Genomic DNA, 21,410 nt, shown 5'->3' on the forward strand with positions numbered 1-21,410 from the left:
CCCCCGACACGGGGTCTGGCCACTGAGGCTGGCATGGCTGGTTCTCCCCGTCATTTAACGATTCTGAGCGTGGGTGTTGTCGCTAGGAATCCATGACGCGTTGATGCCGAAAGGGTCTAACACTGTTGAGGTTTCTGTGGTGTGGCAGCATCGGGTGCCACGACGCATCTGCGACAATGTCTTGGAGGTCGAAGCGAGACTGTCATGAACACCAAATACGACGTGCGGCTCGGGCTTAGCGTCGGCACGACCAGCCATCATGGTTACGAACGCGGACGCAACCTAGAGTGATGACGTTGTAGAACGGGTCAGGCAGCTACGAGCTGAACGGTTCGCGTTCGAACGACGGCAAGGACGGTGGAAGCAGCGCAGCCTCTTCACGATGCAACTGGACACGTCGACTGACGGGGACTACGGCCCTGGCTCAGTTGCCTACCTGTTCTGGGCATGTGTCGCAGTCGTGCTCTACCTATATGGGCGGACACTGATGCCGCTGATTGCGGCGCACCTGTGGTGGAACGTGGGAGTCGGACTGGAAATGTTCGGGTTCGTCACATCGGCTCAACTGAACATTGTGACACTCGTGGTCGGGTTCGGTGGATTCGCTTTCGCGTGTTTGCATTTAGAGAGCGTGAGCGCATGGGTGAACGGGAATCCATGGAATCCGCGACTAGTGGAAACGCACAGGAAGAGTGTGAGACCAGAGCAAAGAGTACGCCGCAGGAAAGCCTGGAGAGCCGTTGGCTGGGCGGCAGTGGATACCGGTGTTGCGGTCCTGAGTATCGGCCTAGGAGTGATCACGAGCGTAAAGTCGCTGAGCACAATCCACGCGGTTGTGTTTGCCATGGTCGGGGTGGTGAGTTTGCTCGGGTTGTGGACGGCAGGAAAAACCAGCATGGACTGGCTGATGCGCGCTGTCCTGGTCCTTAACAGCACCTATTACGGCGCGGTCGGATGCACACTTGCCACAGAGCTTATCGGGGGTGGGCCAGCAGAGACTGGGGAAGTGTGGTGGATGCGGTTATACCTGGTGGGTTGTGGGGGTACTAATTCTCGGACTCGCTGCGGTGAAGCATGGGATGGCGATTGTGCCGGATGGGCCGAAGAACGTCGACCGCTGAGTTAAAGGTCTCGGTCTGGAACTGAGTGAGTGGGGGAAGTCTGCTGTGGCGCATGGGCGTGTGGACGTGGCGCGCGTTGTGGAGTAGCGCAGTCGTCTAGAGCTGCGAAGTCGTCGTCGGAGCGGGTGAACGCCTCCCAGTTAACTGGCGCACCTTCTTCGATTTGAAAAGTGGTGGCGGACGCGGCTTCGGCGGGTTCGGGATGGCCGTTCATGACTGTATGGAGACGGTCCCAGTACGGGCGGAGATAGTCGCCTCGAGGTGGTTCTTCGCCTATTGGGGTCTCCGCGTCGGTCTGGTCGGATATGCCGCGCCATACGATCACTGCGTCGATAACGTCGTCGAGGCGGGGATGATGCGCGTACTGTTCGCGAAGGGTCGAAAACCATTCGGGAGGATTTTTCGTCAGCACTGCTCGACGTGCAGCAACTTGGTCTCGGAGGTCGTAGATGGACTGCGCCCAAACCTGAGCCTGCTCGTCGGTGGCCGCCGTGGTGTCGGCGATCATGTCACCGGACCCAGTGAACGGAGGATCGACGGGCTTGTGACAGCGGTAAATGATCGCTTCGGCTGTGTCGGTAGGTTGAAGCTCGCCGCACATGTTCTGCGCCGGATCGACGCTGATGAGGCGTTGCCAGTCGCTATTGGTAAGGATCTGTTCGGCAAGCGTCGGGTCAGCGTGTGCGGCGAGCCATTCTTGGGTGCGGGTAACTTTTGCCGCCCAGCTGAGGTACGTGAGTTCGTGGCAGATGCGGCCGACATCGTTGGCCCAGCCGAGTTCAGCGTCTTGGACTTCGTGTGCGGACTTCTCAGCCGTAGAGCGGGAGACGACGGACTTGATGTAGTAGGCAGGGTCGTCGATGACTTGCCCGTCCTTGTCGACGGCGGCGGCAGTCATCTGCACGTTCCAGTCCTCAGGTGTGGGGTTCTCAGGGTCATCGATGTCGACGTAGGCATGATTGCCTCGTTTGCCCCGTGTCATTGCGACGTAGAACAGTTCACGAGAGAGTTTCGGTGTAACAACGGCGTGGCCGGTATCGACGGTGACTCCCTGTGACCGGTGAGCGGTGGTGGCATAGCCAAGTTCGACAGACGATGCGAGATAGTCGGCGTCGAGCACGATCGTTGGAGGCGTGCCGTCTTCTCCGGTCTGGACGTTGGCCTCGACGCTACCGTCGGGGCGGATCGCTGTGATGGTCAGGCGGGTGCCGTTGGCGACGAAGGCACCGTTGGAGTCGCGGATGCTGCGGTCGTTGCGCCTGGCCAGGAGGACGTCGCCGATTCCAGCCTGAGCCTCGGAGCGCAGAGTGACCTGTTGCGTGATGTCCACGTCGCCCGATTCCACCAGGTCGGTGTGGGCACGCTGATTGAGTTCGGCGACGGTCTCATTGTCCGAAGCAATGAGAATCGACGACAGACCCTCGTCTCGGTCAGCTTTCCACGCAGAATAAGCCGTGTCGGCGGTCTCGTGGTCAGGGTCTCCGTGAATGCGATCATGCTCGTCGTAGGTATCGACGACAGCGTCGATGCCGTCCTTGTCGGTGACCGACCTGAGTTTGAGTGAAACGGCACGTTCCCATTCGTTTTTGAACCGCCAGACCGTATCGAGGGTGGTGTGATCGAGGTTGCGTTCGACATGGCCAAGGAAGCCTCCGGCGTCGACGGCCTCCAGCTGGGCGGGGTCGCCGACGATGAGAAGTTTCGCTCCTGCAGCTTCGGCTTGTCGAGAGAGCTCAGCGAGGTTGGAAGTCGAGACCATGGAGGCTTCGTCGACGATGATGAGCTGGTTGGGGTGGAATTGGTACTGGGCTTGGGTGGCGTAGTCGGCGGCAAGCTTGGCCTGCATGGCCTCACATTGTTGGACGAGTCTGGCCCGGTCACGATGGGGCGTACCGTCGATAGTCGTGTTGAGTGTGGCCAGTCGTGATTCGAGGTTGGCCACGCGTTCGGCACGCCGTGCTGCGCCTTCCCCGACGGATTCGAAGAGCCATTTGGCGACGTTGTCGGTGTCGACTCCGATTTCATCACCGAGGACACCTGCGGCCACAGCGGAGGGAGCGAGTCCGATGACGGAATGCTCGCCGTGAACCGAGTGCCAGGTGTCTGTGATCGCGCCCATAGTGGTGGACTTGCCTGTGCCTGCGGGACCGATGATGGCGGAGATTCCAGCGTCGGAGGACAGCACGTGTTTCGAGGCACGCATCTGATCCGCGCTGAGCGGGTGGCCGTCATCGGTGCGCCAGTGTTCGAGGACGTCCACGTGCTCTGGGTGTCCGGCCAGGGTCGGCGCGCCGGTCGCGGTCACGCGCGAGATGAGGTGGTCTTCGTCGGCCATGACTTGCTCGGTCGTGTAGACCCCGGAGTGATGCTGGTGGTCAAAGACTGACCGGTCACGGAGGTTGACCGTGGTGTCCGGTCCCTCGGGTGCTCGTGACCGGTCGGGGGCCAGAGAGACGGCCTTGTCGAGGGTGAGTTCGACGATGTTGTCCACGAGCGCGTGCCGGTCTTCGACGGTCGGACACCGGACGAGGCGGAGGACTCGTTCAGCCGAGGCGCGCACGTTGGCACGGGAGAACGTCGTGCGGCGATGGGAGGCGTCGGTCAGTGTCCACTGGCTGATCTGTTCGATGATGTCGCCGGTGAGCATGTCGGCGGTCACTGTCCGGACATGGTGACCGACCGCGTTCTTCACGAGAGTGTCCGGGTCAAGACCGGCCATATGGGTGCGTTGCCTCCACCAGTGCATCTTCTCCGGCAGGGTGGTGCGCTCGATGGTGTTCTTCTTGGGCCGGTTCTCGAGGGTGGCCTGCTGGCGTATGAGCAGCACCTCTCGTGGGGTGGGTCGCGTGCCATAGGTGTCGGTGTATTCGGCGATGAGTTCATCGGTGCGGGTCTCGATGCTGATTGACCGGCTGGAGAATTCCTCGATGAGCTCGTCGGGGATTCCGGCCAGTTCGACTCGATGGGCGGGTTCGTATTCCGAGTCGGTGTTTGTGCCGGATTCGATGAGCTGTTGGACGTCGAGGTCGACGTCGGTGCGCGATTCGGCGACAGTGCCGACGTCGGCGGCGAGCCGGTCGAAGATCAGGGAGTTGTACATTTCCGAGATGGCCACGACGTGCCGGTGGAGCGTGTAGGAGTCGATGGTGACCCAGTGCCCGTCGGAGGCACGCTGCACCCGGTTGGCGATGACCAGGTGAGTGTGCAGCTGCGGGTCACCGGCACGCGAGTCCCAGTGGTCGAATGCGGAGGCGATGAATCGCCCCGGGGATAATAGAGGCAGGGAGATTGGAAGAAGGAGATTCTCTCTTGCCAGTGAAATACACCGACGAACTCAAGGCTCGCGCCGTCGAACTCGTCATTCATGCTCAGGCCGATCCGGAGACGGCGAACGGGGCAATCACCCGTGTCGCCGGCGAGCTCGGTCTGAGCAAAGAGACCCTGCGAGTCTGGGTCCGTAAGCACAAAGACTCCGGCAAGGCCACACCGACTGAGTCAGTCGATTTGGAAGCGGAGAACCGTCGGCTGCGGGCGGAGTTGGCTGAAGCGAAGCGGGCCAACGAGATCTTGAAGAGAGCGTCGGCTTTCTTCGCGGCGGAGCTCGACCGCCCATCGAAGTGATTGTCGTCTTCATCGACGACAATCGTCACGAGTTCGGAGTCGAGCCAATCGTACGCGCCCTGTCCGGGACTGCGGCACGGATTGCTGTGAGCTCGTATTACGCGTTCAAGAAACGCGAACCATCGGCCAGGGCCCGCCGAGACCAGGCGCTGATGGTCGTCATCCAGGATGTCTATGAGGCGAACTACTCGTGTTACGGGGTGCGGAAGATGTGGAAGGCGATCAACCGCGAGTACGCGGATCAGTTCGGCCCGGTGGCCCGCTGCACGGTGGAGCGGTTGATGCGCCAGTTAGGCATCGACGGTATTCGACGCAGGAGGAAGCGCCCGAAGACGGCTTCGGCTAGGGCTGAGGAGTGTCCGGATGATCTTGTCGAGCGTGAGTTCGCAGCACCGGCACCCAATTGTCTATGGGTCGCGGACATCACCTATGTTCCGACGACTGCTGGGTGGGTATACACGACGTTCATCCTCGATGTCTTCCACAGGGAGATCGTCGGCTGGCAGGTGACGAACCACATGCGGGAGTCCCTGGCCAGGGACGCTCTGACGATGGCTCTCGCTGCGAAATATCGGGCCGGTGAAGACGTTTCCGGGCTGGTGCACCACTCGGATCGCGGGGTGCAATTCCGATCGATTCGCTATGGCGAGACCCTGGCGGAATCCGAGGTCGTGGCGTCGGTGGGGTCGCGTGGGGATTCGTACGACAACGCCATGGCCGAGGCGCTGAACTCGGTCTACAAGGCCGAACTCATCGACCGGAAGGGGTGGTCGGGGTTGATCGAGGTGATGGCGGAGACGTCGAAGTGGGTGGCTTGGTACAACCAGTCCAGGTTGCATTCAGCGATTAACTACCGACCGCCCGTCGAGGTCCATTCCGAATGGATCAACCAGTCCGGGACAGAACCCGCGGCTGCTTAGGAAACCAAGAATAGGAGCCTCTACGAAACCCGGGGCTTGACATATCGATGAACGCAGGCACGGCCCAGTTCATCCACTGTGGCAGTCCCAGCCAGGACGCGACTTCCATCAACGTCACGAACGAGATTGCGAATGCGACCAGCCCAGCGAACGCGACCCCGATGGTGATAATTCGGATGAATTTGGGGTCGTCGGGATTGATTCGTGACGACCGTGCGCGGGTTACAGAAATAGTCGCCTCCCGACGTGTACTCTGGTGTTCGCCTGCAGTTTCTGTAATAGCTCTTGCATGACTCTCAGGCAGGGCGGTCGTCTCGTTAGGGGCGACCGCTCCCTCGTTCTCGTGTGGTGTGTTCTCGGCGATTGCGCTGCTACTCACGTTTGCCTCCTTCATCTGTCGTCCTCGGCGTTTCGGTCGTCATCCAGCCATTTCTGGGCGATCTCCTGCGCTTCGACTCGTCGGGCTTCTTCTTCGCCAATTGCTGTTGCTCGCCCAGTCACATCGAAGTCGTCAGCGATGTCTGCCGAGATTGATTCGAGCTCATTGATTTGGTCGTTGATGTGGTCGAGTTCGAGCTTCACGCTGGCCTCGACCGGTGTGCCGGATGGGCCGCCCCCGTTGTTAGGTCCGGTCTCTGTGTGAGTCGTCGGGTTCCATTTCGTGGGTGCAGTGGCGAGCATAGTCGGCCGGGGTGAGGTAGCCCAGCGCCGAGTGGCGTCGCACGGTGTTGTACTCGACCTTCCAGTCGCCGATGACGACCTGGGCGTGCAGCAGTGAGTAGAAGCTGTTGATGTTCAAGCACTCGTCGCGCAGGCGGGAGTTGAACGACTCGACGTAGCCGTTGAGCCACGGCGAGCCGGGCGGGATGTACGACAAGCCGGTGCGGGTGCCGGCCCAGTCGGCGATCGCCTGGCTGATGAACTCGGGCCCGTTGTCGCTTCTGAGGACCGCGGGCGGTCCGTGCAGCTTAACGAGGTCGTCGAGATGGTCGGTGAGACGGTCGGCGGTGATGGAGCGTTCCACGAGGCCGCCGAGGCAGACCCGGGTGTGCTCGTCCACGATCGACGCGATTTTGATCGGACGCCCGGCCTCGTCGACGTCGAACTGGAAGTCGATGGCCCACACCACGTTCGGGGCGCACGCCTTGGGGGCGTCCGTGGTCGAGGAGCCGATGCGCTTACGGCGACGTCGCTGGGGCACGCGTAGGCCTTCCTCGCGCCATAGCCGCTGGATCTTCTTGTGGTTGACCTGCCAGCCCTCGCCGCGGGCGTCGTGGCACGCGCGCCGGTAGCCCCAGCGGGGGTGCTTCTTCGCGTAACCGCGCAGCCATTCACGCAAGGCGGCGTCGGGGTCGGCGACGGTATCGGCCTTGAGGGTGCGCCGGTAGGCGGACCTGGATAGCCCGGTCAGCCGGCACGCCATCCGCTCGCTCACCCGCATCTTCGCGATGAGGTGAGCGACAGCGGCGCGCCTCCTGCCCGGGCCTAGAAGTTTCCCTCTGCCAGCTCCTTCAGCGCCGCCTTCTCCAGCTCTGCTTCAGCGAGCAGACGCTTGAGGGTGGCGTTCTGCTTCTCGAGCTCCTTGAGGCGCTTGGCGTCGTCGGCCTTGAGCCCGCCGTACTGGTTGCGCCACCGGTAGTACGTCTGTTCCGACACGCCCAGCTCGCGGCACACCGCCGCGACGTCCGCGCCATCGGCCAGCATCCGGTCGGCCTGTCCGAGCTTGCGCACGACCTGCTCAGGCGTGTGCCGCTTCCTCGTGTTCGTCATGATGAGACCAGTCTTCCTGCCCGCAGCAGCGAGCATCAAGACGACTCACACAACGACTGGACCTACATCCCGGGGTCAGCCCACGGACACCTGTGCCAAGTGCTTCTGGCCCTCAACCCACCGTTGTCCGAGGCGGTCCAGTGCGGCCTGATGCTTGACCCAACGTTCGAGTGCGACGAGCTTGGCTGGCTCACGCTCGATGAGCCGCAGCCACTCGATGGGAACCACTGCATTCGGTCCATCCCAGTTGCACATGCGCGCATCCACCGCGCAGTTCGAATGCATGAGACTCGGAGAGTAGACCCGCCGCAGCGCCCGGAATTGCTTATCGACGCCGATGCCGCGTGATTCCCTGACCATGTTCCACAGGCTCAGCAGCATTGGTGCGCCGATTACTCCGATCACGAGCGGAATGATCGACCCAAGGAGTGCCGTTGCGAATACGCCTGTCATGCTCCCGAATAGGAGGCCGCAGAACGTGTACCGGTGAAGAACGATCCGGTCACCGATCACGACGACCTTGTTCTCAAGTGAGTCAGTGAAGTTGACCAAGTTCACCGGCTGAGTGTTCAGCAGTGCGATCTTGTCTATCCAACCGCGTGGCATCACGACCACGGCATCATCTGCTCCGAGGGAGATGAAGAAGCGGGGGCGTTCCTTTGATGCTCGGCGGACAGCTCGTCCGGTCAGCTTGGGTAGGCGGTCCATGGTCATGACCGGTCACCCGTGATCATGCTCAGGTTCTTGACTGCCTTCCGCATGGAACCGGCAGTATCCCGGTCAGTCAGCACTGACCGGACACTTGGTCCGCTGCTGTCCATTGCGGTCAGTAGGTCGGTCAGCACGGCGACCGTGTCCGCGACGTCCTGACCGAGGTCCGTGATCTGCTCCAACTCGAACTGGTCACTGTTGGCCAGACCGGTCGCGAATGCCTGCTCAAGGAGTTTGGACTTCTTCTTGACCAGGGGCAGAGGTGCCCGTGTGCCTGCGTGCAGTTCGTGGACCACCCGGACAATGTGTGCCCCGGACAGGCGAGCGTCCGTGCCGGTCATGGTGACCGTGATCGGCTCGATTCCCAGGTCTGATGCCAGCCGGTCAGTGTCCGGCTCCTGACCGGTCAAGCGCCATGACTCTTCGACAATGACCTCGGCATCCACGATGTCCTCTGTCCGGTCAGCCGGGGGAGTCGGACGTTGAGGCTGGTAAGACTTGCCGTCCAGACCGATGACCGGGGCAGGAACGGCAGATGAATCACTTGGCTCACCTGTGCGGGCCGCGTCCTCAGGTGTTTCATTTGAAACACCTGCATCCCGCAGACGGCGGTACACCGTAGGGTGACTAATATCGACCGCTGATGCGATCCCTCGAGTGCTCATCCCTGCTGCCCGAAGCTCGGAGATCACTTGTTCTTCAAGGTCCTTCGGCGGACGCAAGCTGACATCTCTAAACTCATTGTCGAGGTAGTCCTGCCAGGAGTCGTACCCGAGCGCCAGCCAAATTCGTCCCTGCCACGCGGTGGAGATCTTGACCTGTAGCGATCCGTAGTCACTTCGCAGTTCGTCTGTAAGCTCGCGTGCCTCGGCTTCAGAGAATTTTGATTCCAGTGCGAGGGCCATCATGCACCTACCGGCTTCGGGTCGCCATTAGGAGCGAACGGGTCGTCCTCTGTACCTTCGAGCAAAGTTGCAGTCGGAATATCCCACGCTTGCGCCAGCCGCAGCAGATCCCCGATCCGCCAGTCTGTATCGCCGGTCATGCGTTTCGACACTGAACGCTGACTTGTGTTCAGAATCTGAGCAACGTCACCTTGTTTGAGTTCTCTTCGGCCCATCTCGGCGAGCACGTTAGCTCGCACCTGTCGTGTATATCTCATGGTGCCACCGTATACACATAGGTTCTACCGGTCAAGGAAATGTAGATCTATAGGTTCTCAGCGTGTCGCCATATCGTTTACATTGTGCCGCTTTCGATCTACGCTGGACTCATGACTATTGGAGAGCTTCAGTTGACTGAGAACGAGAGAGTCGGACGCGAAGTTGCCGCGTGGATGACGCGGTACAACCTGCGACAGGCGGACATCGCCGAGATTCTCGGATTTGCCCAGAGGAATGTGTCGAAGCGGATTCGCGGCGAGATGCCCTTCCGGATCGATGAGCTGCTTGCCATCGCCCGGTACATGGGCATTTCGCTTTCGCAGCTGCTGGGGGAGGGCATTGTGAATGAGAAGAACCCCCAGCCAGTTGAACTGACTGAGGGTTCTGCCACTTTGGTGGCGGGGGGAGGATTTGAACCTCCGACCTCCGGGTTATGAGCCCGGCGAGCTACCGAACTGCTCCACCCCGCGGCGTGGTCTCCACATTACACGAGCGTAATTCCCGGAGCAAAATCCTGGACAAGTGACCTTTGCCACACGGTAACCTGGGGTTCACCCGAACCGCAGATCCTGAGAGGATGCCGGGCGGGCGCGGGGGCGATGATGCCAAGGCGGGTCCGGTGCGACTGTGCACAGAAGGCCCGTCGAGCAGAGGGCCTCCGCGCGCAGGGCTTGCATCTGGTTGAAGTCTCAATTATAGTCACTGACGTACTTCAAATTTCAATCAAAAGGAGGACAGGCACATGACCGCACTTCCCAACGGACTCACCCCCGGAACGTGGAACATCGACCCGAACCACTCGGAGTTCACCTTCACCGCCCGGCACGCGGGTGTCTCGAAGGTCCGCGGCAACTTCGAGACGATCGCCGGGACCGTCCAGGTCGGTGAGACCCTCGAGGACAGCTCGGTCACCGCTGAAGCGGTCGTCGACTCGATCAACACCCGCAACGCCCAGCGTGACCAGCACCTGAAGACGAGCGACTTCTTCGCTGCCGATCAGCATCCGAAGCTCACCTTCACCTCGACCGGCATCAAGGCCGAGTCGGGCGACGAGTTCGCGCTCGAAGGCGACCTCACGATGCGCGGAGTGACGAAGCGCGTGACCTTCGACAGCGAGTTCAACGGCGTCGCCACCGATCCGAACGGCAACCAGGTCGCCGGGCTCTCGGCTGAGGCGACGGTCGATCGCAAGGAGTTCGGCATGGAGTTCAGCGCCGTGCTCGGCGGCGGCGAGCTGCTCGTGTCCGACAAGATCAAGATCGCCCTCGACCTTGAGCTCACCAAGGCCTGATCGCCCGGTACTCACACCATTCTGTCCGGACACAGGTGTGCGCCTGTGTCCGGACGACCCCACAGCGGGCCGCTCTCTCCGAGCGGCCCGCTGTCGCGTGTCCCGAGGGCCCAGCGGTATCAGCCGAATCGGCCGGGGAGCCGGCGTTGCCCGGGCACCAGCCGTGTCAGTAGAAGAGGCGGCGCCGCCCAGGCGCCAGCCGCATCAGCCGGCGAGCAGCCGCGGATCGGCGGCGACCGCCTCGGCGAGGGAGCGGAACCGTCGGGCCCCTTCGGCGACGTCGGCCGGTGACTTGCAGAACGAGTACCGGATGGCGCTCCGGTAGGCCTCGGACGCGGTCGAGTCCGGCCGGCACAGGGCCGGGACGGGAATGCCGACGAGCCCGTGCCTGCGGGCGAGGAGATCATTGAGGGCGAACGCGTCGAGATCGGTGAGCGCAGAGAAGTCGACGACGGTGAAGTATCCGGCGGCCGGATCCGAGGCCCGGGCACCGGGCACGCTCGCACATGCGGCGACGAGCACCTCGGCTCGCTCGCGCAGGGACCGGCGATTGCCCGCGACGAAATCGTCGTCCGAGTCCAGCAGACGGGCGAGGCCGACCTGCATCGGCCCACCGCCGGTGAACGTGAGGAACTGCTTGACGGCCTGGATCGCCTCCCGCACCTCCGGTGCGGCGATGACCCAGCCGATCTTCCACCCGGTGATGTTCCAGCTCTTGCCCGCTGAGGAGACCGTGACGACTCGGGCAGGGTCGGCTGCGGCCACGGCCGGAGGGATGTGCGCACTCTCGTCGAGGACCAGCTGCTCGTAGACCTCGTCGGTGAGCACCCACGCATCCGCGGTCTCGGCGGCGCGGACGATTCGCGCGGAGTCCTCAGCGGAGAAGACGAATCCCGTGGGATTGTGCGGAGTGTTGACGATGACGAGCGCCGCACCGTCGGCCATCGCGGCCTCGAACGCCTCCCAGTCGGGTCGGAATCCGCTCTCGGTCTGGAGCACAGGCACGGTGACGAACTCACCGCCGGCCGCCGCGACCGCAGCCGGGTAGGCGTCGTAGTACGGTTCGAACGTCACGACCCGGCCTCCCGGGGGGACGAGGGCGAGGATCGCCGCGGTCAGCCCCTCCGTGGCCCCACACGTGACGAGCACCTCCTCGGCGGCGACCGGATGGCCGAAGTCCTTCGCCCGTCGGCGCGCGATCGCCTCGCGGAGGATCGGGTGTCCCTGCCCGGGGGCGTACTGGTTGAAGCCCTCGCGCATGGTCTCGGCCGTCGCCTCGATGAGCGACGCCGGCGCATCCGTGCCCGGAGCACCCTGGCCGAGGTTGACCGCCCCCGTCGCCGCCGCCAGCTGCGTCATCTGGCCGTAGATCGTCTCCGAGAGCTCCCCGTCGGCACCGACGAGTCCTGCCGCGTCCGCCATCTCGTGCCAGAGCATCGCGCGGGAGAGATCCGGCCTCATTCTGCGACCTCGGGGGCGACGCGGCCGAGGGCGTCGAGCACCCGCTCGTGGAGGCGCCCGTTCGTCGCGACGGCGTTGCCGCCGAAGACCCCGGGCACCCCGGCGGTGTTCGTGAAGGTGCCCCCGGCCTCGAGGACGATCGGAGCGAGTGCCCCCATGTCGTAGAGGGCGAGCTCCGGTTCGCAGGCGATGTCGACGGCGCCCTCGGCGACGAGCATGTACGAGTAGAAGTCCCCGTAGCCGCGCGTGCGCCACACGGCATCGGTGAGGGCGATGAACTCGTCGCGGACCCCGAGATCGCGCCAGGCGCTCAGCGAGGCGAAGGAGAGGGAGGCGTCGCCGAGGTCGTCGACCCGCGAGACCTCGATGCGCCGGTCCGGACCGCCGGGACCCCGTGCGAAGGCACCCTGTCCCGCTGCCGCCCACCAGCGACGGGAGAGCGCGGGGGCGGAGACGACGCCGAGGAGGGGCCGCTGACCCTCGTAGAGGGAGATGAGGGTGGCCCACACGGGCACTCCGCGGACGTAGTTCTTCGTCCCGTCGATGGGATCGATGATCCAGCGCCGCTCCGAGCTCCCGTGCGATCCGAACTCCTCGCCGAGGACGCTGTCGTCGGGACGGGTGACGGCGAGGCGGTCGACGAGCGCGGACTCGACGGCCCGGTCGCACTCCGTGACGGGGGTGAGGTCCGGCTTCGTCTCGATCGTGAAGTCCTGGGCGATGAAGCGGGAGAGGCTCAGCGAATCGGCGAGATCGGCGAGGTCGAGCGCGAGGTCGAGGTCGTTCATCCTCCCACTCTAACCAGCGTTGGCGAGCAGCCTCCGCAGCGACTCCAGCCGTGAGACCCCTCCGGGGCCGGCCTTCCCGGACTCCACCCACGCATCGAGCCGGCAGCCGGGCGCATCGGCGAGGTGGGTGCACCCGCGCGGGCACTCGGTCGTCGCCTCGACGAGTTCGGGGAACGCGGCCAGCAGGCCGTCGCGGTCGACGTGGGCGAGGCCGAAGCTGCGCACGCCCGGGGTGTCGATGAGCCAGCCGCCGGTCGTCAGGGGCAGGCACACCGCCGAGGAGGAAGTATGGCGACCGCGTCCGGTGACGTCGTTGACGTCGCCGGTGGCCCGGTCGGCGGCGGGAACGAGGGCGTTCGTCAGCGTCGACTTCCCGACGCCGGAGTGCCCGACGAGGACGCTGATGTGACCGGCCAGCCGGTCGGCGACCGCGTCGTCGGCGAGGCTGCCGTCGGAGCGCAGCCCCGAGGAGACGATGTCGACCTCGGCCGCGGAGAAGCGGCGGGCGATGTCGTCGGCGGGAGCGAGATCCGTCTTCGTGACGATGATGAGTGGGGTGATGCCGGCGTCGATGGCCGCGGTCAGAGCCCGGTCGATGAGGCCGTAAGACGGTTCGGGGTCGACGGTGGCGGTGACGATGCCCATGAGGTCGACGTTGGCGACGATGACCCGTTCGGTGGGGTCCGTGTCGTCGGCGCTGCGACGCAGCAGGGTCCGCCGCTCGGTGATCTCGACGAGCCTGGCCAGTGTGCCATCGCGCCCCGTGGTGTCGCCGACGATGCGCACGATGTCGCCGGGGACGACGGCGACCCTGCGCAGGTTGGAGGCCCGCACCGCGGTGACGGTGCGGCCGTCGCCGTCGAAGCCGCCGTCGGCGTCGGCGAGGACGACCCGGTAGCGGCCGCGGTCGACGGCGGTGACGAGGCCGTCGACGGCTGACTCGTGACTGGGACGGTGCTTCGTCCGCGGACGCGAGCCGCGCCGGTTCGGTCTGGGCCGGTAGTCCTCATCGCGGAAGATGCGCGCCATCTCAGGGCTCGGCGGCGAGCATGGCTTCCCAGAGGCCCGCGAACTCCGGCAGGGTCTTCGCGACCGTGCCGACGTCCTCGATGACGATGTCCTCGGCGGCCAGGGCGAGGACCGCCCCGGCCATGACCATGCGATGGTCGTGGTAGGTGTGCCACGTGCCCGCGCGCAGCCGCGCCCCGGTGATCGTCAGGGCGTCGGGCCTCTCATCGACCTCGACGCCGAGCGCGCCGAGCTCCGCGGACAGCGCTGCGAGTCTGTCGGTCTCGTGCCCGCGCAGGTGGCCGATTCCCCGCAGGTGCGACGTCCCGGGGGCGAGTGCGGCCAGCGCCGCAACGACCGGGGTGAGCTCGCCGACGGCCGAGAGGTCGAGGTCGACGGGGGAGAGCCGCTTAGGTCCCAGGATTCGCAGACCACGGCGATCGAGATCGACCTCCGCGCCGAACGCCTCGGCGATGCGGCGGAAGTCGTCACCGGCCTGCGTCGTGTGGGCCGGCCAGCCGGGCACCGTGACGGTGCCCCCGGTGGCGAGTGCCGCGGCGAGAAAGGCTGCGGCGTTGGAGAGGTCGGGTTCGACGACGACGTCGAGCCCGCGCGGCAGGCCCGGTTCGACGATCCAGTGCTCGGGCTCCGGTTCGGTGACGTCGACTCCGGCATCGGCGAGAACCTCGAGGGTCATATCGATGTGGGCCCGGCTGGGCACACTGTCACCCCGGTTGCTCAGGTCGAGGCCGAGCGGCATCGCCGCCGCGGCGAGGAGGAGACCCGAGACGAACTGGCTCGAGGTCCCCGCGGCGATCTCGAGATGCCCCCCGCGCAGCTCGGACCCCGCATGGATCGTCAGGGGCAGGGAGTCGTCGACCGCGGTGATGGACGCGCCGAGGCGGGTGAGGGAGTCGATTGTGACGTCCATCGGCCGTGCCCGGGCCTGCTCATCCCCGTCGATGACCACCTCACGGCCGGTGGCCGCGGCGATCGGGGGGACGAAGCGCATGACGGTCCCCGCGAGACCGCAGTCGATCGCCACCGGTTCTCCACCGGCAGTGAAGTCGATCGGGGTGACGTGGAGGTCGTCGCCGGACTCCGTGATCTCCGCGCCGAGGCTGCGCAGGGCGCCGACCATGAGCTCGGTGTCGCGGCTGCGCAGCCACCCGCGGATGATCGACTCGGAATCAGCGAGCGCGGCAAGGACGAGATAGCGGTTGGTCAGCGACTTCGACCCGGGAACCGTGACGACGGCGTCGAGGGCCTCGGGAGCGCGGGGAGGCCGCCAGTCGCCCACGGCTGACGGGGGAGGCTCAGTCGACGCCAAGGGCACTCATTGCCTGCTTCGACGTGTTCTCGACCGAGGACCAGAGGTCTTCGGCTGCGTGCTGGGTGCGCCACCACAGTCCGGGCTTGCCGGCGGTGTCGACGCTGGCAAGCAGGGCGCCGCCGAGCATCGAGGTCCGGGTGAGGGTGCGCTCGAGGCGGGTGCGCTTCTCCTCCTTCGACGTCGCCTTCTCCGCGGCGATGCGCTCCCCGACGGTGTCGAGGAGGTAGGTGCCGACGAGGATCGAGGCGCTCAACCGGGGGAAGCGACCGATGGCGAGCAGGGAACCGGCAGCGACCTGCGCGGCACCGGTGGCGCGGGCGATCGTCGTCGCATCGAGCGGGATCTCCACGCGCTTGCGGGCCTGGGCGAGCAGCGGCGCGATCGAGGCTGCGGCTGCCTCAGGGCGGCGGAGACGGTCGACGCCGTTGCTGATGTAGCCGGCGGCGAGCATGGGCCTTGCGAGAAGTCGAATCGGGGACACAGGGTTCCTTCCTGAGGCTGTCGGGCATCTCACCCGCAAGCATAGCCGAAAGGGAATATCGGAACCGCGCGACGGCGTTGACGGTACACGATGTCGTCGGCATGTCAGGTCCGACGACGGCAACGACCGACCGCTCGCCGGGATCCACGCGACCTGGGTGCGCGGTGGGAGAGCGCCGAGGACGAGGAGGAGTCAGTGAGTGCCACTGCCGTGCTGGAGAGAACGGGCGTACCATTGACGGTGATGACCGAATCAGTCAGAGAAGCCACCGAGACCGAGACCGACGCACAGCGCTCGGCTCGTTTCGAGCGCGACGCCCTCGAGTACCTCAACCAGCTCTACGCGGCGGCTCTGCGGATGACCCGCAACCCCGCCGACGCCGAGGATCTCGTGCAGGAGGCGTACGCGAAGGCCTACGCAGCTTTCCACCAGTACACCCCGGGGACCAACCTCAAGGCGTGGCTCTACCGGATCCTCACGAACACCTTCATCAACAACTACCGCAAGAAGCAGCGGCAGCCGCAGGAGCACGGCAGCGAGGACATCGAGGACTGGCAGATCGCCCAGGCCGCGAGCCACACCTCCTCCGAGGGGCGGTCGGCCGAACTCGAAGCCCTCGATCACCTGCCCGACTCCGACGTCAAGGATGCGCTCTCCGCCCTGCCTGAGGACTTCCGGATGGTCGTCTACTATGCCGACGTCGAAGGCCTGCCGTACAAGGAGATCGCTGAGATCATGGACACCCCGATCGGCACAGTGATGTCGCGACTCCATCGCGGACGCAGGCAGCTGCGCGAGATGCTCTCCGAGTATGCCGCCGAGCGCGGCTTCGGCAAGCGCGAAGGAGGGGAGAAATGACCGACGGAGACTGCTGTGAGAGCATGCGGGCCGAATCGCTCATGCGCATCTACCACTACCTCGACGGGGAGCTGACGACGACCGAGATCCGTGAGATCTCGATCCACCTCGAGCACTGCCCGGCCTGCCACGACGAATACGAGATCGAAGCGATGCTCAAAGAGGTCGTGCGGCGGTCGTGCGGCCGCGAGGAGGCCCCGCTGGGACTCAAGGAGAAGATCCGGCGGAGGATCGCAGTCGAGCAGGTGCGCTGGCAGCGCTGAGGCATGGAGCAGACAGAAGGCGGGGAGAGTCGGATGACTCTCCCCGCCTTCTCTGTGCACCCGCGGTGCACGGTGGATCAGCTGTTCGGACGCTTGCCGTGGTTGGCATTCGAACGACGGCGATCGCGACGCTTGCGGCCTCGCTTGCTCATGGCAGTTCTCCTTCGATTGGACGGTTCATTGTTTCACGCCTGTGGACCGAGGGCCAAGTTCACCCGTCGTCTCCGAGCACGTCGCGCACGCCCAGCCACGGGAACCATCCGCGGTGGAGGACGAGCCACGCGAGCAGCCCGTAGCCCTCCTGAGCCGGCAGTCGGTCGTGCGAGGACGCGAGCTCCCGCTGCCAGACCGGATGGCCGAGCAGGGGGGTGTAGGTGTCGACGTAGGGGATGCCGCGGCGTTTGGCGACATCGGAGAAGCTCGTATTCAGCTCGGCGATGGCCCGGTTGCGATCCGTTCCGTGATCGGGCGGAGGACCGATGACGAAGGCCGAGACCTTCCGCGCCAGCGCCTCGTCGAGGACGTTGGCGACGTCGAGTCTGGCGCGGGCCACCGAGCGACCGGTATCGAGGTCGCCGGAGCCGAGTGCGAGCACGAGCCGATTGTCGGCACCGTCGGAGAAGCGCAGCGCCGCCTCCGACATCGCACGGGAATGGAGGCCTGCGGAATCCTCATGGCCGACGGCCAGAGGGTAGACCCGCATGCCCGGCAGACTCGGCAGGGTCCGTGCGGTCACCCTGCCGACCCATCCGAGACCGCGGCCATCGCCGTGGCCGGCGACCAAGGGGCCGCCGACCACGGCGATCGTCGTCGAGGTCTCGGAGCTCACCGCTGCAGCACCCTGCCGACGACCTCTTCCTGCTGGAGCTCGTGGACGTGCTTGAGTCCCGTCGCCGTCGACGCCGAAGCGGGTCGGGCGACGAGGGTGAGGTCACGACCGCCGAGGAGCGGGGTGAGGTTGAGGGCCATGAACGGCCACGCGCCCTGGTTCTCCGGCTCCTCCTGCGCCCAGACGAGCTTGGCATCGGCCGGGTACCGGTCGAGGATCGCGGTGATCGCGTCCTCGTCGAGTGGGTAGAGCTGCTCGACGCGCACGAGAGCGGTCGTGTCGTCACCGTTCTTCTCGCGCTGGGCGAGCAGCTCCCAGTAGAGCTTGCCGGAGACGAGGACGACCTTCTCGACCTTCGAGGGATCGATGCTCGGGTCGTCGATGACGGCTTCGAACTTCCCGGAGGTGAAGTCCTCCGGCGAGTTCGCCGCCGCCTTGAGGCGCAGCATCGACTTCGGGGTGAAGACGATGAGCGGGCGCTTGTTCGGGGTCAGCGCGTGCCGGCGCAGCAGGTGGAAGTACGAGGCGCCGCTGGAGGGGAACGCGACGGTCATGTTCGACTCCGCGCACAGCTGCAGGTAGCGCTCGATGCGCGCCGAGGAGTGGTCGGGTCCCTGTCCCTCGTACCCGTGGGGCAGGAGCATGACGACACCGGAGTTCTGCTGCCACTTCTGCTCGGACGAGGAGACGAACTCGTCGATGACCGACTGGGCGCCCTGCGCGAAGTCGCCGAACTGCGCCTCCCACGCCACGAGGGCGTCCTTGCGCTCGACGGAGTAGCCGTACTCGAAGCCGACGGCCGCGTACTCGCTCAGCAGCGAGTCGTAGACGTAGAACCGCGCCTGGTCGTCGCTGATGTTCTGCAGAGGCGTCCACTCGTTGTCGTTGACGGAGTCGATGAGCACCGAGTGGCGCTGGACGAAGGTGCCGCGGCGCGAATCCTGCCCGGCCAGCCGCACCGGGATGCCCTCGATGAGCAGCGAGCCGAAGGCGAGCAGCTCCGCGAAGCCCCAGTCGATGCCGCCGTGCATGGCCATCTCCCGGCGCTTCTCGAGCAGCGCGCGCAGCTTCTTGTGCACCGTGAAGCCCTCGGGCACGTCGACGAATGCGTCGCCGATGCGCTTCAGGGTCTCGGGGCTGATCGCCGTCGAGACGTCGTTGAGGGCCTCGATGTCGCTCGGTCGGTGCGGGGCGTTGAACGCGCTGCCCTTGCCCGACCCGGATTCGGCGGCCTTCGTCTCGGCGAACGCGGACTCCAGTTTCGACTGGTAGTCCTTGAGCGCCTCGGCGGCCTCCTCATCCGTGATGCACTTCCTGCCGACGAGGGACTCAGTGTAGAGCTTGCGCACCGACCCCTTCTTCTCGATGAGGGAGTACATGAGCGGCTGGGTCATCGACGGGTCGTCGCCCTCGTTGTGTCCGCGACGGCGGTAGGAGACGAGGTCGATGACGACGTCGCGATTGAATTCCTGGCGGTACTCGAACGCGAGACGGGCCGCCCGGACGACGGCTTCGGGGTCATCGCCGTTGACGTGGAGGATCGGGGCGTTGATCGACTTCGCGATGTCGGTGCAGTAGAACGACGAACGCGCCGAGGCGGGCGGAGTCGTGAACCCGACCTGGTTGTTGATGATGATGTGGATCGTCCCGCCGGTGCGGTAGCCGCGCAGCTCGGAGAGGTTGAGCGTCTCGGCGACGACACCCTGACCCGCGAACGCGGCGTCACCGTGGACGAGGACGGGAAGCACGGAGAAGCCTGCCTCACCCTGGTCGATGACGTCCTGCTTCGCGCGCACGATGCCCTCGAGGACGGGATCGACCGTCTCGAGGTGGCTGGGGTTCGCTGCGACGTAGACGTTCGTCGAGTTGCCCGAGGGCGAGGTGAACGAGCCCTGCGTGCCGAGGTGGTACTTGACGTCGCCGGAGCCCTGGACGCTGTCGGGAGACATGGTGCCATCGAACTCCCGGAACATCTGCGCATAGGACTTGCCCGCGATGTTCGTGAGCACGTTGAGGCGACCGCGGTGGGCCATGCCGATCGCAACCTCTTCGAGTCCGGCGTCTGCGGACTGGTTGAGGACCTCGTCGAGGAGGACGATGGCCGACTCGCTGCCCTCGAGGCTGAAGCGCTTCTGTCCGATGTACTTCGTCTGCAGGAACGTCTCGAACGCCTCGGCGGCATTGAGACGGCCGAGGATGTGCCCCTGCTCGGCGCGGGTGAGCTCCTGGTGGGGGACCTCGATCTTCGCCTGGAACCAGCGGCGCTGGAGCGGATCGGCGATGTGCATGTACTCGAAGCCGATGGTCCGGCAGTAGCTCTCCCGGAGCAGACCGAGGATGTTGCGGAAGGGCATCATCGGCTTCGCGCCGAAACCGCCGGTGGGGAACTCGCGTTCGAGGTCCCAGAGGGTCAGTCCGTGCTGGTTGATGTCGAGGTCGGGATGCGAACGCTGGCGGTAGACGAGCGGATCGATGTTGGCCATGAGGTGGCCGCGCGTCCGGTAGGCGTCGATGAGTTCGATGACACGGGCGGTCTTGTTGACGTCGTCCTGGTCCTCGGCGGAGACGTCGGGAACCCAGCGCACGGGTTCGTAGGGCAGGCGCAGCGATTCGAAGACGTCGTCGTAGAAGCCGTCCTCACCGAGCAGGTAGCCGTGGACGAGCTTGAGGAACTCGCCCGAGCCCGCGCCCTGGATGACGCGGTGGTCGTAGGTCGAGGTGAGCGTGAGCACCTTAGAGACGGCGAGGTCGTTGATCGTGCGCTGGCTCGCGCCCTGGAACTCGGCCGGGTAGTCGAGCGCACCGACTCCGATGATCGCGCCCTGCCCCTTGGTCAGGCGGGGGATCGAGTGGACGGTGCCGATGCCGCCGGGGTTCGTCAGCGACACCGTCGTGCCGGCGAAGTCGTCAGCGGTGAGCTTGCCCTTGCGGGCCTTGTCGACGAGGCCGTCGTAGGCGTCGACGAACTGCCGGAAGGTCAGCGTCTCGGCCTTCTTGACGTTGGGCACGAGCAGTGAGCGGGTGCCGTCCTTCTTCGGGACGTCGATGGCGAGGCCGAAGTTGACGTGCGCCGGCGAGACCATCGCGGGCTTGCCGTCGCGGACGTCGTAGGAGACGTTCATCGACGGGAAGTTCTTCAGGGCGCGGATGACGGCGAAGCCGATGAGGTGGGTGAACGAGACCTTGCCGCCGCGGGTGCGCTTGAGGTGCGAGTTGATGACGATGCGGTTGTCGATGAGCGCCTTCGCCGGCAGGGCGCGCACCGAGGTCGCCGTCGGCATCTCGAGCGACTCGTCCATGTTCTTGGCGATGAGCTTGGCGGGTCCGCGCAGAGGGGTGACGGTCTCCTCCGGGGCTGGCTTCGGCTCGACGTCCTTCGTCGTCACCTTCGGCACCGACTTCGACTCCGCCTTGAGCGTCTCCGTCTCGGCCGAGGACGGGGAGACGCCGCGCGAGGTCTCCTTCGCGGCCGGGACCGAATCCGGGCGAGCCGCGGTTCCCGCGTCCTCGGCCTGCGGTGACCCCTTCGCCTGGGGAGCCGACTTCGCCTCGGTCTTGCCCTGCGGCTCGTCGGCCGCCTTCTTCTGCGGGGCATCCCCACCGGATGCGGAATCCGCAGCCTTCGTCGTCTGCGCTCCGTCCGTCTTCTCGTACTGGTCGAAGAACGGCCACCAGGACTTGTCTACAGAGTTCTTGTCTGACTTGTACTGTTCGTACAGTTCCTCGACCAACCACTCGTTCGATCCGAAGTCGTCGACGGTGCGGTTCGGAGTATTGACGGACACGGCGCTG

The 21,410-nt window shown here is 65.2% G+C and carries 21 protein-coding genes, 1 tRNA gene and 1 other annotated feature; of the genes, 6 read left to right on the forward strand and 16 right to left on the reverse strand.

Annotation, left to right across the window (positions count from 1 at the left end; all coding sequences use genetic code 11):
• Positions 1-1,122: 1,122 nt before the first annotated feature.
• A complete protein-coding gene (locus AC0VYB_RS07470) occupies positions 1,123-4,443 on the reverse strand; it encodes an AAA family ATPase (RefSeq protein ID WP_475385260.1) in 3,321 nt (1,106 codons plus the stop codon).
• On the opposite strand from AC0VYB_RS07470, the gene AC0VYB_RS07475 reads away from it, so the two are divergent.
• Together AC0VYB_RS07475 and AC0VYB_RS07480 are read left to right on the forward strand one after the other, a co-directional pair.
• Positions 4,437-4,742, forward strand: coding sequence for a transposase (locus AC0VYB_RS07475; RefSeq protein ID WP_009381361.1), 306 nt, complete (start codon positions 4,437-4,439; stop codon positions 4,740-4,742). The genes AC0VYB_RS07470 and AC0VYB_RS07475 overlap by 7 nt on opposite strands.
• Positions 4,703-4,831: a sequence feature (AL1L pseudoknot), on the forward strand. Its footprint overlaps the gene before it by 40 nt.
• Positions 4,739-5,662 carry an IS3 family transposase gene (locus tag AC0VYB_RS07480; protein ID WP_009381362.1) on the forward strand — a complete coding sequence of 308 codons (924 nt, stop codon included), beginning with the start codon at positions 4,739-4,741 and terminating at the stop codon, positions 5,660-5,662. Its footprint overlaps the feature before it by 93 nt. Before AC0VYB_RS07475 ends, AC0VYB_RS07480 begins: the two co-directional genes overlap by 4 nt.
• Here the strand turns inward: AC0VYB_RS07480 and AC0VYB_RS07485 are convergent.
• From AC0VYB_RS07485 to AC0VYB_RS07510, 6 genes are all read right to left on the reverse strand, one after another.
• On the reverse strand, positions 5,628-6,056 hold the full coding sequence (locus AC0VYB_RS07485) for a DUF2637 domain-containing protein (protein ID WP_475385112.1): 429 nt from the start codon (positions 6,054-6,056) through the stop codon (positions 5,628-5,630). The genes AC0VYB_RS07480 and AC0VYB_RS07485 overlap by 35 nt on opposite strands.
• Complete coding sequence (locus tag AC0VYB_RS07490) at positions 6,053-6,244, reverse strand: hypothetical protein (RefSeq protein WP_453983913.1); 192 nt, start codon at positions 6,242-6,244, stop codon at positions 6,053-6,055. Before AC0VYB_RS07490 ends, AC0VYB_RS07485 begins: the two co-directional genes overlap by 4 nt.
• A gap of 40 nt (positions 6,245-6,284) precedes the next feature.
• Positions 6,285-7,432 (reverse strand): IS3 family transposase gene (locus AC0VYB_RS07495; RefSeq protein WP_100227560.1). Its coding sequence is split into 2 segments (ribosomal slippage): positions 6,285-7,162 and positions 7,162-7,432, totalling 1,149 coding nucleotides; the frame shifts between segments, so codons are not numbered across the junction.
• Between the two features lie 75 nt (positions 7,433-7,507).
• Positions 7,508-8,146, reverse strand: a complete 639-nt coding sequence (locus AC0VYB_RS07500) for a hypothetical protein (RefSeq protein WP_144589553.1) — start codon at positions 8,144-8,146, stop codon at positions 7,508-7,510.
• Positions 8,143-9,048 (reverse strand): helix-turn-helix domain-containing protein, encoded by a 906-nt coding sequence (locus tag AC0VYB_RS07505; protein ID WP_146001399.1) that lies wholly within the window; start codon positions 9,046-9,048, stop codon positions 8,143-8,145. The genes AC0VYB_RS07500 and AC0VYB_RS07505 overlap by 4 nt, the downstream gene beginning before the upstream one ends.
• Positions 9,048-9,305, reverse strand: a complete 258-nt coding sequence (locus tag AC0VYB_RS07510) for a helix-turn-helix domain-containing protein (RefSeq protein ID WP_475385113.1) — start codon at positions 9,303-9,305, stop codon at positions 9,048-9,050. The genes AC0VYB_RS07505 and AC0VYB_RS07510 overlap by 1 nt, the downstream gene beginning before the upstream one ends.
• Positions 9,306-9,479: 174 nt before the next feature.
• Here AC0VYB_RS07510 and AC0VYB_RS07515 point away from each other — a divergent pair, with 174 nt between their 5' ends.
• Positions 9,480-9,743, forward strand: coding sequence for a helix-turn-helix domain-containing protein (locus tag AC0VYB_RS07515; protein WP_227007054.1), 264 nt, complete (start codon positions 9,480-9,482; stop codon positions 9,741-9,743).
• On the opposite strand, the gene AC0VYB_RS07520 is transcribed toward AC0VYB_RS07515, so the two are convergent.
• Positions 9,700-9,776 (reverse strand) — tRNA-Met (locus AC0VYB_RS07520). The genes AC0VYB_RS07515 and AC0VYB_RS07520 overlap by 44 nt on opposite strands.
• Positions 9,777-10,048: 272 nt before the next feature.
• Here AC0VYB_RS07520 and AC0VYB_RS07525 point away from each other — a divergent pair.
• Positions 10,049-10,597: a YceI family protein gene (locus AC0VYB_RS07525; RefSeq protein ID WP_009375251.1), complete on the forward strand. Its 549-nt coding sequence runs from the start codon at positions 10,049-10,051 to the stop codon at positions 10,595-10,597.
• 204 nt (positions 10,598-10,801) lie between these two features.
• Here AC0VYB_RS07525 and AC0VYB_RS07530 read toward each other — a convergent pair whose 3' ends face one another.
• The 5 genes from AC0VYB_RS07530 to AC0VYB_RS07550 are packed head-to-tail and all read right to left on the reverse strand — an operon-like array spanning position 10,802 to position 15,668.
• On the reverse strand, positions 10,802-12,058 hold the full coding sequence (locus tag AC0VYB_RS07530; protein WP_227007045.1) for an aminotransferase class I/II-fold pyridoxal phosphate-dependent enzyme: 1,257 nt from the start codon (positions 12,056-12,058) through the stop codon (positions 10,802-10,804).
• Positions 12,055-12,846, reverse strand: coding sequence for a histidinol-phosphatase (gene hisN, locus AC0VYB_RS07535; protein WP_193338287.1), 792 nt, complete (start codon positions 12,844-12,846; stop codon positions 12,055-12,057). Before hisN ends, AC0VYB_RS07530 begins: the two co-directional genes overlap by 4 nt.
• A gap of 9 nt (positions 12,847-12,855) precedes the next feature.
• Positions 12,856-13,875 carry a ribosome small subunit-dependent GTPase A gene (gene rsgA / locus AC0VYB_RS07540; RefSeq protein WP_190246709.1) on the reverse strand — a complete coding sequence of 340 codons (1,020 nt, stop codon included), beginning with the start codon at positions 13,873-13,875 and terminating at the stop codon, positions 12,856-12,858.
• A gap of 1 nt (position 13,876) precedes the next feature.
• Positions 13,877-15,184 carry a 3-phosphoshikimate 1-carboxyvinyltransferase gene (gene aroA / locus AC0VYB_RS07545; protein WP_227007046.1) on the reverse strand — a complete coding sequence of 436 codons (1,308 nt, stop codon included), beginning with the start codon at positions 15,182-15,184 and terminating at the stop codon, positions 13,877-13,879.
• Positions 15,171-15,668: a DoxX family protein gene (locus tag AC0VYB_RS07550; protein ID WP_040340965.1), complete on the reverse strand. Its 498-nt coding sequence runs from the start codon at positions 15,666-15,668 to the stop codon at positions 15,171-15,173. Before AC0VYB_RS07550 ends, aroA begins: the two co-directional genes overlap by 14 nt.
• Before the next feature lie 213 nt (positions 15,669-15,881).
• On the opposite strand from AC0VYB_RS07550, the gene AC0VYB_RS07555 reads away from it, so the two are divergent.
• Both AC0VYB_RS07555 and rsrA read left to right on the forward strand, forming a co-directional pair.
• The gene (locus AC0VYB_RS07555; protein ID WP_269668304.1) at positions 15,882-16,526 is read left to right on the forward strand and encodes a sigma-70 family RNA polymerase sigma factor; all 645 of its coding nucleotides are present in this window, start codon (positions 15,882-15,884) and stop codon (positions 16,524-16,526) included.
• Entirely contained in the window at positions 16,523-16,789 is a 267-nt protein-coding gene (gene rsrA, locus AC0VYB_RS07560; protein WP_009375261.1) for a mycothiol system anti-sigma-R factor, read from the forward strand. Before AC0VYB_RS07555 ends, rsrA begins: the two co-directional genes overlap by 4 nt.
• A gap of 77 nt (positions 16,790-16,866) precedes the next feature.
• On the opposite strand, the gene AC0VYB_RS07565 is transcribed toward rsrA, so the two are convergent.
• The 3 genes from AC0VYB_RS07565 to AC0VYB_RS07575 are packed head-to-tail and all read right to left on the reverse strand — an operon-like array spanning position 16,867 to position 21,403.
• Positions 16,867-16,941: a 50S ribosomal protein bL37 gene (locus tag AC0VYB_RS07565; RefSeq protein ID WP_100227367.1), complete on the reverse strand. Its 75-nt coding sequence runs from the start codon at positions 16,939-16,941 to the stop codon at positions 16,867-16,869.
• Positions 16,942-17,000: 59 nt separating this feature from the next.
• Positions 17,001-17,618, reverse strand: a complete 618-nt coding sequence (locus tag AC0VYB_RS07570; RefSeq protein ID WP_009375263.1) for a GDSL-type esterase/lipase family protein — start codon at positions 17,616-17,618, stop codon at positions 17,001-17,003.
• Positions 17,615-21,403 carry a multifunctional oxoglutarate decarboxylase/oxoglutarate dehydrogenase thiamine pyrophosphate-binding subunit/dihydrolipoyllysine-residue succinyltransferase subunit gene (locus tag AC0VYB_RS07575; protein ID WP_009375265.1) on the reverse strand — a complete coding sequence of 1,263 codons (3,789 nt, stop codon included), beginning with the start codon at positions 21,401-21,403 and terminating at the stop codon, positions 17,615-17,617. The genes AC0VYB_RS07570 and AC0VYB_RS07575 overlap by 4 nt, the downstream gene beginning before the upstream one ends.
• Between the last annotated feature and the right edge of the window lie 7 nt (positions 21,404-21,410).

This window comes from Brevibacterium sp. Z349TD_9 (genome assembly GCF_056173565.1).